Annotated in this window: 15 protein-coding genes; 6 read left to right on the top strand and 9 right to left on the bottom strand. The window is 73.0% G+C overall.

All coding sequences use genetic code 11. The features are described 5' to 3' along the window. Positions 1 to 26 precede the first annotated feature (26 nt). Positions 27 to 926: a LysR family transcriptional regulator gene (locus AC07FT_RS22760; RefSeq protein WP_479177842.1), complete on the bottom strand. Its 900-nt coding sequence runs from the start codon at positions 924 to 926 to the stop codon at positions 27 to 29. 70 nt (positions 927 to 996) lie between these two features. Between AC07FT_RS22760 and AC07FT_RS22755 the strand changes: the two genes are divergently transcribed. Continuing rightward, positions 997 to 1596, top strand: coding sequence for a short chain dehydrogenase (locus AC07FT_RS22755; protein ID WP_479177841.1), 600 nt, complete (start codon positions 997 to 999; stop codon positions 1594 to 1596). Between the two features lie 149 nt (positions 1597 to 1745). Continuing rightward, positions 1746 to 2990: a beta-ketoacyl-[acyl-carrier-protein] synthase family protein gene (locus AC07FT_RS22750; RefSeq protein WP_479177840.1), complete on the top strand. Its 1245-nt coding sequence runs from the start codon at positions 1746 to 1748 to the stop codon at positions 2988 to 2990. A gap of 83 nt (positions 2991 to 3073) precedes the next feature. On the opposite strand, the gene AC07FT_RS22745 is transcribed toward AC07FT_RS22750, so the two are convergent. From AC07FT_RS22745 to AC07FT_RS22730, 4 genes are all read right to left on the bottom strand, one after another. After that, the gene (locus tag AC07FT_RS22745) at positions 3074 to 3583 is read right to left on the bottom strand and encodes an allene oxide cyclase barrel-like domain-containing protein (RefSeq protein ID WP_479177839.1); all 510 of its coding nucleotides are present in this window, start codon (positions 3581 to 3583) and stop codon (positions 3074 to 3076) included. 147 nt (positions 3584 to 3730) lie between these two features. Next, a complete protein-coding gene (locus AC07FT_RS22740; RefSeq protein ID WP_479177838.1) occupies positions 3731 to 4312 on the bottom strand; it encodes a histidine phosphatase family protein in 582 nt (193 codons plus the stop codon). 13 nt (positions 4313 to 4325) lie between these two features. Further along, the gene (locus tag AC07FT_RS22735; RefSeq protein WP_471205682.1) at positions 4326 to 4772 is read right to left on the bottom strand and encodes a GNAT family N-acetyltransferase; all 447 of its coding nucleotides are present in this window, start codon (positions 4770 to 4772) and stop codon (positions 4326 to 4328) included. Positions 4773 to 4855: 83 nt separating this feature from the next. Further along, on the bottom strand, positions 4856 to 6304 hold the full coding sequence (locus AC07FT_RS22730; RefSeq protein ID WP_479177837.1) for an aminotransferase-like domain-containing protein: 1449 nt from the start codon (positions 6302 to 6304) through the stop codon (positions 4856 to 4858). Between AC07FT_RS22730 and AC07FT_RS22725 the strand changes: the two genes are divergently transcribed. Further along, positions 6303 to 7307 (top strand): DMT family transporter, encoded by a 1005-nt coding sequence (locus tag AC07FT_RS22725; protein ID WP_479177836.1) that lies wholly within the window; start codon positions 6303 to 6305, stop codon positions 7305 to 7307. The two genes, AC07FT_RS22730 and AC07FT_RS22725, sit on opposite strands and share 2 nt — an antisense overlap. A gap of 48 nt (positions 7308 to 7355) precedes the next feature. Beyond that, entirely contained in the window at positions 7356 to 7559 is a 204-nt protein-coding gene (locus tag AC07FT_RS22720) for a DUF1918 domain-containing protein (protein ID WP_254742341.1), read from the top strand. A 31-nt stretch (positions 7560 to 7590) separates the two neighbouring features. Here AC07FT_RS22720 and AC07FT_RS22715 read toward each other — a convergent pair whose 3' ends face one another. Further along, the gene (locus tag AC07FT_RS22715; protein WP_479177835.1) at positions 7591 to 8823 is read right to left on the bottom strand and encodes a glycoside hydrolase family 10-like protein; all 1233 of its coding nucleotides are present in this window, start codon (positions 8821 to 8823) and stop codon (positions 7591 to 7593) included. 340 nt (positions 8824 to 9163) lie between these two features. On the opposite strand from AC07FT_RS22715, the gene AC07FT_RS22710 reads away from it, so the two are divergent. Continuing rightward, positions 9164 to 10021 (top strand): 3-hydroxybutyryl-CoA dehydrogenase, encoded by an 858-nt coding sequence (locus AC07FT_RS22710; protein ID WP_471205674.1) that lies wholly within the window; start codon positions 9164 to 9166, stop codon positions 10019 to 10021. A gap of 57 nt (positions 10022 to 10078) precedes the next feature. Here AC07FT_RS22710 and AC07FT_RS22705 read toward each other — a convergent pair whose 3' ends face one another. Then, positions 10079 to 10867 carry an MgtC/SapB family protein gene (locus AC07FT_RS22705; protein ID WP_479177834.1) on the bottom strand — a complete coding sequence of 263 codons (789 nt, stop codon included), beginning with the start codon at positions 10865 to 10867 and terminating at the stop codon, positions 10079 to 10081. 250 nt (positions 10868 to 11117) lie between these two features. Between AC07FT_RS22705 and AC07FT_RS22700 the strand changes: the two genes are divergently transcribed. Beyond that, the gene (locus AC07FT_RS22700) at positions 11118 to 11375 is read left to right on the top strand and encodes a hypothetical protein (protein ID WP_479177833.1); all 258 of its coding nucleotides are present in this window, start codon (positions 11118 to 11120) and stop codon (positions 11373 to 11375) included. A 33-nt stretch (positions 11376 to 11408) separates the two neighbouring features. Here the strand turns inward: AC07FT_RS22700 and AC07FT_RS22695 are convergent, their stop codons facing one another. Next, positions 11409 to 11939 (bottom strand): NUDIX hydrolase, encoded by a 531-nt coding sequence (locus AC07FT_RS22695; RefSeq protein ID WP_254742352.1) that lies wholly within the window; start codon positions 11937 to 11939, stop codon positions 11409 to 11411. Positions 11940 to 12006: 67 nt separating this feature from the next. Further along, a complete protein-coding gene (locus AC07FT_RS22690; RefSeq protein WP_479177832.1) occupies positions 12007 to 13344 on the bottom strand; it encodes a transcriptional regulator in 1338 nt (445 codons plus the stop codon). Between the last annotated feature and the right edge of the window lie 62 nt (positions 13345 to 13406).

The following is a 13406-nucleotide window of genomic DNA, read 5'->3' as shown; positions in this document are numbered from 1 at the left end:
CTCCACGTCTGCAACATTGCTCGACATCAAGATATCTCGTGTTCGGGCCCCTCTCGAAAGGGCCCTCGGGAATCGGCCGTGTGATGCCGCGCATGTGCGCGGAAGGCGCCGGTGGCGGGGTGGGTGGGGGTGCGGGGGGTGACGAGGTGCACGCTGACGGGGGCCGCGTCCTCCAGCGGGAGATAGCGGATCCCGGGGTGCGGATGGCTGTGCCCGGTGCCCTCGGCGGTGACACCGACGGCCTCCCCGGTGGCGATCACGGTGAGCCATTCGTCCACGTTGGCCACCTCGAAGGTGTGCGGACGGCTGCCCTCCGGCCAGAGTCCGGCCCCGGAGGTGGCCGCGGTGGCGCACAGGACCACCTGTTCACCGGCGAGATCGGCCAGCCGGAGCGCGGAGCGGCGGGCGAGCGGCCCGCCGTCGGGTACGGCGGCGAACCGCCGCTCGGTGTACAGCGCGAGCGCGGTCAGCCCGGCGTCGTCCGGGGGCGGGGTGCGCAGGAAGGCGGCGTCCAGCTCACCGCGGCGCAGGGCGGCCTCGGGGTCGTCACGGCGGTGCACCCGGACCGGGACGCCGGGGTGGTCCTCGCGCCAGGTGCGCAGCAGGGGCACGGTGTGACGGCCGAGGGCGGCCCAGGCGAAGCCGATCCGCAGGGGCCGCGGCCCGGCGGTGGTGGCCTCGGCCAGCGCCTCGTCGAGCTGGTTGAGGATGCGGTGGGAGTGCTCCCACAGCCGCCGCCCGGCGTCGGTGAGGGACAGCCGCCGGGTGGTGCGCTCCACCAGCCGGGTGCCGGTCCGGCTCTCCAGCTGGTCCAGGGTGCGGGAGAGCGCGGGCTGGCTGATGTGCAGGGCGGAGGCGGCACCGGTGATGGTGCCCTCGTCGCCGATGGCCGCCAGGGCCCGCAGATGGCGCAGCTCCACATTCATAACCGCCCAGCATAAGTGCAGCGCAAACGGTATTTCTCAGGGTGCGCGGGTGAGATCTAGCGTCACCGGTATGAGGATTCTTGTCATAGGGGCCGCCGGAAAGCTGGGCACGGCCGTCACCGAGGCGCTGACCGGGCGCGGCCACGAGGTGCTCACCGCCGGGCGCGGCAGTGGTGAGCTGCGGTACGACATCACCGATCCGGAGCGGATCACCGCGCTGTACGAGCGGGCCGGACGGCTGGACGCGGTGGTCAGCGCGGCGGGCGACGTGCCGTACAAGCCGGTGACGGAGATGGCGCCGGAGGACTATCTGTCGGCGTTCCGGGGGAAAGTGCTGAGCCAGCTCGAACTGGTGCGGCAGGGTGTGCCGCGGATCGCCGGCCGCGGATCGTTCACGCTGATCACCGGAGTGCTGGCCCGGGAGCCGATTCCGACCGGCAGTGCGGCGTCCATGGCCAACGGCGCGGTGGAGGCGTTCGTCCGCGCGGCGGCCATCGAGATCGCCCCGCAGCGGATCAACGCGGTGAGCCCGACGGTCTTCACCGAGAGCCTGGCGGACTACGGGGACTTCTTCCCGGGGATGGAGCCGGTCGGCCTGGCCCGGGTGGCCCAGGCGTACATCCGGTCCGTGGAGGGTGCCCAGACTGGGCAGATCTACCAGCTGTCCTAGAAGATTCCTATAAATCTTCGGCGCCGGTCTCGGCACCGCACCTCATGTGATCACATGCAATACCCCTGGCAGATTGGCCGTTGAGACGTGATCCCCGCCATCGTCATCGATGTGCGGGGTTGTGTCACTACGACAAAGGGGGTTGTTGAATGTCCATAACGCACACCCATACGGCCGGGAACGCGGAACCGGTGCTGGTCACCGGACTGGGGGCCACCACACCGCTGGGCGGGGACGTGACCTCGACCTGGGAGGCGATGCTGGCCGGGCGGTCGGGGATCGTCCCGATCGAGGAGGAGTGGGCGGCCGGGCTGCCGGTACGGATCGCGGGCCGGCTCGCGGTCGAGCCCACCGAGGTGATGGACCGGATCCAGGCGCGGCGGCTGGACCGCTGTGAGCAGATCGCGCTGATCGCGGCGCGGGAGGCATGGGCGGACGCGGGGCGGCCCGGGGTCGATCCGGAGCGGCTGGCGGTGGTGATCGGGACCGGCACCGGCGGAGCGCTGACCATGCTGGGTCAGGACGATGTCCTGGAGCGGTCCGGTGTGCGGCGGGTCTCGCCGCACACCGTGCCGATGCTGATGGCGAACGGTCCCGCGGCGTGGGTCAGTATCGAGCTGGGTGCGCGCGGGGGCGCCCACACTCCGGTCAGCGCCTGTGCGTCGGGGGCCGAGGCCATCGCGATGGGACTGGATCTGATCCGTCTCGGCCGGGCCGACGTGGTGGTGGCGGGCGGCACCGAAGCCTGTGTCCACGCCCTGCCGATGGCGGGGTTCGCCCAGGCCAGGGCACATTCGACACGCAATGACGAACCCGCCCTGGCCTCCCGCCCGTTCGATGTGGACCGCGATGGCTTCGTCATCGGGGAGGGCGCGGCGGTGGTCGTGCTGGAGCGCGCGGGGTTCGCCGCGGCGCGGACGGCCCGCGCCCATGCGGCGCTCGCGGGCGCGGGGGTCACCTCGGACGCGTACCACATCACCGCGGGCCACCCCGAGGGCCAGGTGCGCGCGATGCGGGGGGCGCTGAGGGCGGCGGGGCTCTCCCCGCGTGACATCGGGCACGTCCACGCCCATGCCACCTCGACCCCCAAGGGCGATCTGGTCGAGGCGCGGTCCGTCACCGAGGCCGTCGGGACACATCCGGCCGTCACCGCGACCAAGTCGATGACCGGCCATCTCTTCGGGGCGGCGGGGGCGGTGGGCGCGCTGGCGGCGGTCCTCGCGGTACGTGACGGCGTCATCCCGCCGACCCGCAACCTGGACACGCTGGACCCGGAGGTGGGGCTCGACGTGGTGGCGGAGGGACCGCGGCGGGGCGCGCTGACGGCGGCACTGGCGAACTCCTTCGGATTCGGCGGCCACAACGCCTCGTTGGTCTTCACCTCCGCGCCCTGACACGGGGCGGCCGGCCCGGCCGGGGTCACCGCCGGACCGGCCGCTTCTTCCCCGCGTGCTCAGGGGGCGGGCGGCTGCCGCGGTCAGAAGATGATGCGCAGGGTGAGCCGGGTCTCGGTGTCGCTGGTGTTGACGGCCTCGATGACGCCGTGGGCCGTGCGGTAGCGCCCGGTGCCCCCGGTGATCGCGACGGTGATCTCACCGGGTCCGGCCGCGGTGACCGAGATCAGACCCTGGAGGGTGAGGTCACCACCGGGGAGGGTGAGGGTTCCCACGCACTGCTGGTCGAAGGAGTCGGGCGCGGGGCCGACCCGGGTCAGGGTGCAGACCTCGCCGAACCGTCCGAACAGGGCGGGCCCCCGCAGCAGGTCCCCGGCCAGGACGAGTTCGTCCCCCTGGCTCGTACCCGGGTCGCCGTGGTCGATGAAGGTGGTCTGGGTCTGCCGCGCGACCAGTTCGAGGACTTCGGTCCGGTGACCGCCCGCCGGATGGCCACCGCCGGGAACGGAACCGGCGGCCACCGCCGGGGCGGCCTGGACGAGGGTGGTGATGAGCGCGGCGGCACTCAGGGCGAGGGGGGCGAAGCGGCGCATCGTACGACTCCGTAAGGTCTGGGGAGCCGTTCGGTCCGGCCCCACGCCGGACCGCGGACCCGGCTCCGCCGTCAGCCTCACCCGGTTCGCGCTCCCTGGCGACCTGACAAGATCATCCAGGTGAACGGCCGCCCCGTGAGCGCCCGGTCAGCGCAGGGCGTCCGCGTCCATCCGCAGCCGCCACCGGCCCGGCCGTCCCGTGAGGACGAGGGTGGCCAGTGGCTGGATGTCGACGTTCCAGTAGCAGTGCGGGGGCGCCTTGAGGGCGTACATCATGGCCGCGCGTATCACCCCGGGGTCGGCGACGGCGAGCATCTTGCTGTGTTCCTCGGCCGGGCGGGTGTCCAGCCAGCCGCCGACCCGGGTGATGAATTCCAGCAGCGATTCACCGCCGTGCGGGGCGGAGCGCGGATCGGCGAGCCAGGCGTCCACCGTTGCCGGTTCGCGCGCCATCACATCCGCCAGGGTGCGGCCCCGCCAGCGGCCCATATCGCAGTCGCGCAGGGCGAGCTGGACGAGCGGGGTGAAGCCGAGGGCGCCGCCGGTCTCCCGGCTGCGCGGCGAGGGCGAGCAGTAGCGCAGCTCCGCCGCGGCCAGCGGGAGCAGGGCGGGCGCGGCCCGCTCCACGGCGATACGGCCCTCCACGTCCAGGGGCCGCTCGTCCTCGAACCGTTCACCGAGCCGGGAGGAGCTGCGGGCGGCGGCGATCAGCGTGAGCCGGAACGTCATCCCGGCATCGTATTCACCCCTCGGCGCGGGCGGACGGTTGCCGGGCGAAGAGGAGGTTCATCCACTGGGAGGGGTCATCCAGCGGTTCGAAGCCCACCTTGGCGTAGACACCGTGGGCATCGTCGGTGGCCAGCAGGATTCGGCGGGTCCCGTACGGCGCGAGGTGGTCGCGGACGGCGGTGACCAGGTCGGAGCCCACTCCCTTGCCGCGCACCGAGCGGTCGACGTAGACGTCGCACAGCCAGGAGAAGGTGGCGTAGTCGGTGACGATGCGGGCGTAGGCGACCTGGGCGCCCGATGCGGTGTCGTAGACGCCGAAGTTGAGCGAGGACGCGATGGCCCGGTCCTGTGTCTCCCGGCTGCGGCCGATCGCCCAGTAGGCGTCGGTGGACAGCCAGTGATGGATCCGGGCCGGATCGAGCCGCGCCGGGTCGGTGGATATCTCGAAACCGTCGTTCATGGGGTGTTCCTATCAGCCGCCGGGCGGCGCGGCGACCGAATTGCCGCCCGGGCCCCGGGGGTGGCCGGGCCCGGGCGGCCCGCTCAGCCGAGCACCTCGGCACAGGCGGTACGGAGCCTGCGGACGCCCTCGGCGAGCTCACCGGGCCCGGCCACCGAGGCGAAGCTCAGCCGCACATGGGGCGCGGGCGGTTCGGCGCAGAAGTACGGGCGGCCGTGGGCGACGGCGACCCCGGCGCGCAGCGCGGCGGCGGCCAGCGCGGCATCGTCGGTGTGCTGGGGCAGCCGCAGCCACAGGAGGTAGCCGCCGGGCGGGACGTGCGCCAGGTGGAGACCGGGCAGCTCCTGTCCGAGAGCGGTGACCATCGCCTGGCGCCGGGCCCGCAACTCGCCGGCGACGGTCCGCAGATGACGGGGCCAGGCGGGGGCGCCGACCAGTTCCAGGGCGGCTTCCTGCAACGGCCGGGGAACGAAGAAACTGTCGACGACCTGGATCGCGCGCAGCCGCTCGAAGGCGGGGCCACGGGCGGCCAGCGCCCCGACCCGCAGACTGGGCGAGGTGGCCTTGGTGAGCGAGCGGACGTGGACCACCACCCCGTCGGGGTCGTCCGCGGCGAGCGGGGCGGGCAGCGGTGGGGAGTCCTCGTGGACCAGACAGCGGGCGAAGTCGTCCTCCACCACGAAGGCGCCCGCCTCGCGGGCGATGCGCAGCACCTCGCCCCGCCGCCCGGCGGCCAGGCTCGCCCCGGTCGGATTCTGGAAGAGCGGCTGGCAGACGAAGACCCGGGCGCCGCTGGCGCGCAGCGCCTCGGCGAGCAGATCGGTGCGCACCCCGTCGTTGTCCACCGGGACCGGCACCGGGCGGAGTCCGGAGGCGCGGGCGGCGGCCAGCATGCCGGGGTAGGTGGGGGACTCGACGAGCACCGGGGCGCCGGGCGGGGCGAGGGCACGCAGTGCGCAGGTGAGCGCGGCCTGGCCGCCCGCGGTGATCAGGACATCGCCGGCGGCGAGGGTGCCGGCCGGACCGCCGATCTCCCGGGCGAACCAGTCCCGCAGTTCGGTGAGCCCCTCCATGGGCGGGCGGCCCCAGGCGCCGGGCCGCCGTCCGGCGCGGGCGAGGGCTGCGGCCAGGGCGCGCTCGGGCTGGAGGGAGGGGTGGAGATAGCCGCCGTTGAGCTCCAGGATGCCGGGCGGCGGGGCGGCGAGTGTGGCGAGCACCCCCGAGGCGTCGACCGAGCGGGGGACGGACTCGCCCGCCGTCTCGACGCTCAGGGCGATCTCCTGCCAGGAGGTGTCGCCGGGGCGTGAGGTCCCGGGAGCGGAACGGACGGCACGGAAGGCACCGGCGCCGGGGCGGGTGACCACCAGTCCCTCGGCGGCGAGGGCGGCGAGGGCGCGGGAGACGGTCACCGGGCTCACCCGATGGCGCTCCATCAGGGCCCGACTGGACGGCAGTTTCTCGCCCGGCGAGTAGCGGTTCAGCTCTTTCCGCAACGTTTCGGCCAGCTCGGTCACACTGCTACGCTCATGCATGACAGCACAGGATAGCGCTACCGCATCCCACGCGATAGCGGTGCACCAGGGCGACAGTCCGCGGCCGGGCGGCACCGCACCCACCGAGGGCTCCGGAACCGGCACCCTGCTCGCCGCGCTCGGCGTGGCCGCCTTCTCCCTGACCTTCCCCGCCACCGCCTGGGGCCTGGAGGGACTCGGTCCCTGGTCGGTGACCACCTGCCGGATGGTGCTCGCCGCGCTGGTCGCGGGCGGCGCGCTGCTCGCGCTGCGGGTACCGCTGCCGCCCCGCCGCCACTGGGCCGGTCTCGCGGTGGTGGCCGCCGGGGTGGTGGTGGGCTTCCCGCTGCTGACCACGCTGGCCCTGCAGACCTCCACCACCTCCCACGCGGCGGTGGTCGTCGGACTGCTGCCGCTGACCACCGCCGCCTTCTCCGCCGTGCGCACCGGGGTGCGGCCGTCCCGGCTGTTCTGGACGGCGGCACTGGCCGGGGCCGCGGTAGTGATCGCCTTCGCGGTGCAGCAGAGCGGCGGCGCCCCGACCACCGGCGATCTGTATCTGTTCGCCGCGCTGCTGGTGTGCGCAGCGGGCTACACCGAGGGCGGACGGCTGGCCGCCCATATGCCCGGCTGGCAGGTGATCGGCTGGGCCCTGGTCGGATGTCTGCCGCTCGCCGTGGCGGGCGCGGCCCTGTCCCTGCGGTTCGAACCGGTCCACCTCGGTTTCCACGCCGTCGCCGGACTGCTGTGGCTCGCGGTGGGCTCGCAGTTCCTGGGGCTGCTGGTCTGGTACCGCGGGATGGCCGCCATCGGGGTGGCCCGCGCCAGCCAGCTGCAGCTGGCCCAGCCGCTGCTGACCCTGGTGTGGTCGGTGCTGCTGCTCGACGAGGACCTCTCCCCCGCCGCCCCGGCCACCGCGGTCGCGGTGCTGGTGTGCATCGGGGCGACCCAGCGGGCCCGGATGACGGAGAAGACCGGAGGGCACGGCATCCGGGCAGGCGCAAACCCGGAGGAGCGGCCATAAACTGGCCACAGGGATTGTCCTCCGGAAAAGCCGTAGGAGGTCATGCAGATGGAGGCCACCGTAGGCGACAAACTGCTGGTGCACGGCAGGGTTGTCGGCATTCACGACCGGACCGCGGAAATCATCGAAGTGCTCGGGGACCACGGCGAACCGCCCTACCGCGTCCGCTACGAGGACGACGGCCACGAGTGCCTGTTCTCCCCCGGCCCGGATTCGATCGTCCGCCACCTGTCCACCGGACCGCGGCGCTAGGCCGCCGCGGGACCGGCTCGGCGGGAGCGGCTCAGCGGGGCGGGCGCACCCGGCACCCGTAGTGGTCGGCGACCACACGCGCCATGGCGCCGTTGCGGTCGGCGGCCACTTCCTTGGCCGAGAAGAAGACATTGCCGCGGACCTGGGAGAAGTCCCGGTCGAAGGTGAGATGGCGGGACAGCTCCACGGGGTCCTGCCAGGGGGCGGGCTGCGCCGGATCACCCGCCTTGTAGAGCGCCTCGCCGATGTACAGCCGCACCCCGGTGCCGCGCACCACGTCCGCCCACCACGGCACCAGCTTGGCGTAGTCCGCGGCGGCGAAGCCGATGTTCCAGTAGACCTGCGGCACCACGTAGTCCAGCCAGCCCCGCCGCACCCAGCCGCGGGTGTCCGCGTAGAGGTCGTCGTAGGTCTGCACCCCGGCGGTGGTCTGCGAGCCGCGCGGATCGGTGGCCGCGTTGCGCCAGACGGCGAACGGGCTGATGCCGAACCGCACCCCGCGCCCCAGCCGCCTGATCCGCGCGGCCGTCTCGCTGACCAGGCGGTCGATGTTGTCCCGGCGCCAGGCGGCCCGGTCCGGGAAACCCGTGCCGTGGCGCGCGTAGGCGTCGTCGTCGTCGAAGACCTGGCCCGCGACGGGATAGGGGTAGAAGTAGTCGTCCCAGTGGACGGCGTCGATGTCGTAGCGGACGACGGCGTGCAGCATCGCGTCCTGGACGAAGCGGCGGACCTCGGGCAGTCCGGGGTTGTAGTAGAGCTTCCCGCCATAGGGCACGACCCATTCGGGATGGCGCCGGGCGGGATGGGTGGGGACCAGCCGCCCGGGGTCGGTGTGGTTGGCGATGCGGTAGGGATTGAACCAGGCGTGCAGCTCCAGACCGCGCCGGTGCGCCTCGCGCACGGCGGTCCCCAGCGGGTCCCAGCCCGGGTCCCGGCCCTGGGCGCCGGTCAGGTACTCCGCCCACGGCTCGTACGGTGAGGGCCACAGCGCGTCGGCGGTCGGCCGCACCTGGAAGATCACCGCGTTGAGCCTGCGCCGTACGGCGGTGTCGAGGAAGGCGAGCAGTTCCGCCCGCTGCTGTTCGGCGGGGAGGCCGGGCCGGGAGGGCCAGTCCCGGTTGGCGACGGTGGCCAGCCACATCCCGCGGAGTTCACGGCGCTGCCGCGCGGCCCGCCCGGCGGCCAGCGCCTCACCCGCCGTGGTGGCGCCCGCGAGCGTCCCGGCCGCCGCCACCGTCAGACTTCTGCGTGTGATCCGCCCCATGGCCGTCTCCTCGCTCGCCGCTCGCCGATACTCCCGCTGTCGCCCGTAACTCCCGCTGATGATGCGGCCGTTGCGGGCCCGGAGGCAATGCCTCCCGCGGTTCCCGCGATGGCCTGATCCGCCGGTCGCCGCACCCCGGTGACTTCACTCTTCCCGCGCGGGCGCCCGGCCGCGCGCGTCCGCGCGGAAACGGGTGGTGACGGAGGGGTGACCGGGGACGGAGGGCCCCAGGTGAATCCGGCCCCGCCCCGTCCCCCGGCCATAACCGGGAGGTAACGTCTGGGGCGACAGGGGGACGACACAGCCGGCAGACAGATCAGTGATCAGCGAAAGGCACGATGTGACCGACATCGAACGCGTCGGAGTGGTGGGCTGCGGCCAGATGGGCGCGGGCATCGCGGAGGTGTGCGCCCGTTCCGGCCTGGACGTCATGGTCGCGGAGACCACCGGCGAGGCCCTGGAGATAGGGCGGACCCGCCTGACCAACTCCCTCGGCAAGGCCGCCGAACGCGGCAAGATCACCGAGGAGGAGCGGGACGCGACGCTGGCCCGGCTGAGCTTCACCACCGATCTGGGGGAGTTCGCCGACCGCGATCTGGTCATCGAGGCCGTCGTGGAGAACGAGCAGGTCAAGACCGAGATCTTCCAGGTGCTCGATCAGGTGGTGACCCGCCCGGACGCGATCCTGGCCTCCAACACCTCCTCGATCCCGCTGGTCAAGCTGGCCGTCGCCACTTCGCGGCCGGACCATGTCATCGGTATCCACTTCTTCAACCCGGCCCCGGTGCAGGCGCTGGTGGAGCTGATCCCGGCGCTGACCACCAGCGAGGAGACCCTCAAGCGCGCCGAGGCGCTGGTCCACGACGCACTCGGCAAGCACGCCATCCGGGCCCAGGACCGCTCCGGTTTCGTGGTCAACGCACTGCTCATCCCGTATCTGCTGTCCGCGATCCGGATGTTCGAGTCCGGGATCGCCAGCCGTGAGGACATCGACAACGGCATGGAGCTGGGCTGCGCCCACCCCATGGGCCCGCTGAAGCTGTCCGATCTGATCGGCCTGGACACCATCGCGGCCATCGCCGACTCGATGTACGCCGAGTACAAGGAGCCGCTGTACGCCGCTCCCCCGCTGCTGCTGCGCATGGTGGACGCGGGACGGCTGGGCCGTAAGACCGGCTCCGGCTTCTACCTGTACTGATCCCGCCGCGCGCCACGGGCCCGTGCCCTTCCCTCCGGGGCGGGGGCGGGCCGGCGGTCAGTCGGAGGAGTCCAGGTCCTGTCCGGCGTCCGCGCCCAGGATCCCGTCCAGCTCGGAGATCTCCCCGACCAGCCGGTGGACATCACCGCTGCCCTCCAGCGCCACCAGCACCTCGGCGACGCCCTGGTCGTCCGGGCGGCGCTCCTCCTCGGCGCGCACCGTCCGGGTCGGCCGGTCCCGGCCTTTCCATGGGGCCCGGTCCACCCGCACCCGCAGCACCCGGAACCCGGCGGCGGTGCACAGCTCCAGCACCCGGGGCAGCAGTCCGCCACCGATCCGGTAGGCGAGCTGCACCTCCACCTGCTCCTCCGCCCAGACGGCCGGGAGGTGGCGGGTCACCATCGGATAGCCGCGCACCACCAGGAAGTGGACCGCGGTGGCCGCCGTGGCCAGCAGCGCCAGCCCACCGCCGCAGGCCATGCCCACCGCACAGGTGAGCCAGATGGTCGCCGCGGTGGTCAGCCCCTTGACGGCGTCCCGGCGGACGAAGATCAGGCCACCGCCGATGAAGCCGATCCCGGAAACGATCTGCGCCGCCACCCGGGAGGGGTCCAGGGTGACGTGGTCGCGCAGCAGCACATCGGCGAAGCCGTACTGCGAGACCTGCATGAACAGCGCACTGCCCACACCGACCAGGGTGTGGGTGCGCAGCCCCGCGCTCTTCTGCTGGACGGCCCGCTCCAGCCCGATCAGGGTGGAGAGCACCAGCGCGATGCCCAGCTCGGCGAACTGCCGCGCCCCCTGGTCGGCGGAGAAGTCCCACAGCGGGGCGGCGATCGTGTGCACGGATAGCCCTCCCTGCTCACTCTGTGTAAAGCCCACCCCATGCCTGCCCCGAGTACCCAGGGACCGGCCGGAAAACGTGCCAACCGGAAGGGGAAACGGAAGAGCGGGGCCGGAGCGCGCCGACGTTCGCACGGGGTGTGCGCCGGTGACTCACACACCCCCGCCGCACACTCTCCCGCGCGACCCCGGTAAGCGGTTGACTCGGCTACGTGACCACTGCACGGACGTACATCCGGAAGGGGATCAACCCGTGACCACCGAGCCCGACCACGTCGCGTTATCCGTGGAGCTCGCGGAACTCCGGCGCACCGTCGACGTGGGCTTCACCCGTGTCGACGGCCAGCTCGCCCTGCTCGACCACCGGGGGGACCAGGCGGAGGAGGACGTCGGCCAACTGGCCGGTCGGATCAGGATCCTGGAGCACGGGCGCTGGCCACTGCCCTCCATCGCCGCCGTGACCGGCCTGTTGTCCCTGGTGCTCGCGGTGTGGCAGGTGGCGGGGCGCTAGGCCGTACCGGCAGCGTCCCGCCGGGGCCCGCGGTCAGCCGAGGCGGATGTGGTGGAGCAGCAGCAGCGCCGCCGCCATGTTGGCCGCGGGCACCTCGCCCCGCGCGACCAGATCGGGCACCGACTTCAGCGGTACCCACTCCCGGCGGTCGGACTCGAAGTCGTCCTCGGGCGGGCCGACGTACGCGGCCTCCTCGGCCCAGTAGATGTGGTGGCGGGCGTCGGTGAGCCCGTTGGACGGTTCGACGGAGAGCAGATGGCGCAGCGGCCCGGGGCGCCAGCCGGTCTCCTCCTCCATCTCCCGCGCGGCGGCGTCCTCGACGCTCTCACCGTCCTCGACGACACCGGCGGCCAGCTCCCAGCCCCAGGCATCGGTGATGAAGCGGTGCCGCCACAGCAGTAGCACCTCATTGGCCGCGTTGACCACGGTGGCCACGGCCACCGGGCGCAGCCGGATCAGATAGTGGTCGAGATGGCGGCCGTCGGGAAGTCTGACATCGGCGAGATTGACCCGGAACCACCGGTTCTCGTACACGGTCCGCTCCCTGAGGTTCTTCCACCGCACTACCGGACACCTTCCGCCGCACAGATGGCAATCCCCGGCCAGCCGCTGACGAGAGTGCGGACCGCGCTCAGAGAGGAACGCGCAGTGCCCCGTCGATGAGTTCCGCGGCCTCGTTCGTCGCGGCGCACCCGCTGGCCGCGAGGTGTTCCCGGACCGCCCGCAGCCGGTCGCGTAACCGCTGGGACTCCATCCCGCGGGCCCGCTCGGTCATCTCCACCGCGGTGGCGCCCGCCCGGTCCGCGTCGCCGGTGCGCAGCTCGATATGGGTGAGCATGGCGAGCCGGTGCACCCGCCCCCGGTCGTGGGCGGGCGCGCCGGCGGCGGCGGTGGCGTGTTCGCGGGCGGCCCCGAGGTCGCCCAGGCTCAACAGCGCCTCGGCCACCTGGACGTTGACCAGGCCCGGCTGGACATACCCGGTCTCCTCGGGCTCCTGGCCCGGGCGGATCCGGTCGGCGGCGGTCTCGGCCCGCCGGATACAGGCCAGCGCCCCGGCGCCGTCGCCGAGCCGCGCGTACGCCTTGGCCTGCATGGCGTACAGATCGGCGGCGAGCGCGGGGGTGATCTGGGTGCCCGCGGCGCGCAGCGCGGACTCGGCGAAGGCGACCGCCTGCCGGTACTCCCCCATGAACAGCGACTGGTTGACCAGCAGCGCTATCACATAGGCGCCCAGCCCGCGGTCCCCGCTGGCCTTGGCCAGCCGCAGCGCCTGGTGGAAGTAGCGCTGGGCCAGGCCGTGGGCGTCGGAGTCGTAGGCGCAGATCCCGGCGATGGCCACCAGTCCGCCGGTGGCGCGGTGGAGTTGGCGCCCGGTGTCGTCGGGGTAGCTGCCGCGCAGCAGCGGGGCGGTCTCGGCGTTGAGGAAGCCCACGACGCGGGCCCGGGTCGCCACTCCCCCGGCCTTGCGGTACAGCTGCTCGTAGTGGGCGCGGGCGGCGCGCAGCATCTCGATGTCGGACATGTTGACGCGGGTCAGCCCCTTGCGGGAGACATCGCCGTCCTCGGGCGGGTTCTCCCACTCCCACACCGGGATGACGGCGGAGGTGCCGGTGACCGCGGGGGCGGCCATGACATGCGGGCGCTGCTGCTCGTCGGAGCGCCACAGCGCGGTGGCGCGCTCGACGAACCCGGAGAGCGGGGTGGCGGGGGCGCGGGGACTGCCGGGGGTGCCGAGCCCGATGTCGTCGAGGGTGAGGGCGCGGCGCAGCCGTTCGCCGAGCACCTCGCAGATCAGGTCGGGCACCTGGCCGCGCGGACGCTGCCCCTTGAGCCAGCGCGCCACCGCGGTGTGTTCGTAGCGCAGTGTCATACCCCGTGCCCGGCCCGCCTCGTTGATGTGCGCGGCCAGGCCCGCGTGGGAGATCCCGGCCTCGTCGAGTACGGAGTCGAGCAGTGTGTTGGGCTCCATCTCGCCCTCCCGACGCCCTCGGTGGCGCCAGCGTAGTGGAGACGGATTCGCACGGGGTGTGA

It is taken from the genome of Streptomyces sp. NPDC045899 (assembly GCF_056431485.1).
The sequence above is the reverse complement of the archived record's forward strand: the minus strand, read 5'-3'. Positions and strand labels throughout refer to the sequence as shown.

Bases quoted from the DNA above. Each gene is read 5' to 3' on its own strand.
- AC07FT_RS22760 (WP_479177842.1), bottom strand. From the start codon at position 926: ATGAATGTGGAGCTGCGCCATCTGCGGGCCCTGGCGGCCATCGGCGAC.
- AC07FT_RS22755 (WP_479177841.1), top strand. From the start codon at position 997: ATGAGGATTCTTGTCATAGGGGCCGCCGGAAAGCTGGGCACGGCCGTC.
- AC07FT_RS22750 (WP_479177840.1), top strand. From the start codon at position 1,746: ATGTCCATAACGCACACCCATACGGCCGGGAACGCGGAACCGGTGCTG.
- AC07FT_RS22745 (WP_479177839.1), bottom strand. From the start codon at position 3,583: ATGCGCCGCTTCGCCCCCCTCGCCCTGAGTGCCGCCGCGCTCATCACC.
- AC07FT_RS22740 (WP_479177838.1), bottom strand. From the start codon at position 4,312: ATGACGTTCCGGCTCACGCTGATCGCCGCCGCCCGCAGCTCCTCCCGG.
- AC07FT_RS22735 (WP_471205682.1), bottom strand. From the start codon at position 4,772: ATGAACGACGGTTTCGAGATATCCACCGACCCGGCGCGGCTCGATCCG.
- AC07FT_RS22725 (WP_479177836.1), top strand. From the start codon at position 6,303: ATGACAGCACAGGATAGCGCTACCGCATCCCACGCGATAGCGGTGCAC.
- AC07FT_RS22730 (WP_479177837.1), bottom strand. From the start codon at position 6,304: ATGCATGAGCGTAGCAGTGTGACCGAGCTGGCCGAAACGTTGCGGAAA.
- AC07FT_RS22720 (WP_254742341.1), top strand. From the start codon at position 7,356: ATGGAGGCCACCGTAGGCGACAAACTGCTGGTGCACGGCAGGGTTGTC.
- AC07FT_RS22715 (WP_479177835.1), bottom strand. From the start codon at position 8,823: ATGGGGCGGATCACACGCAGAAGTCTGACGGTGGCGGCGGCCGGGACG.
- AC07FT_RS22690 (WP_479177832.1), bottom strand. From the start codon at position 13,344: ATGGAGCCCAACACACTGCTCGACTCCGTACTCGACGAGGCCGGGATC.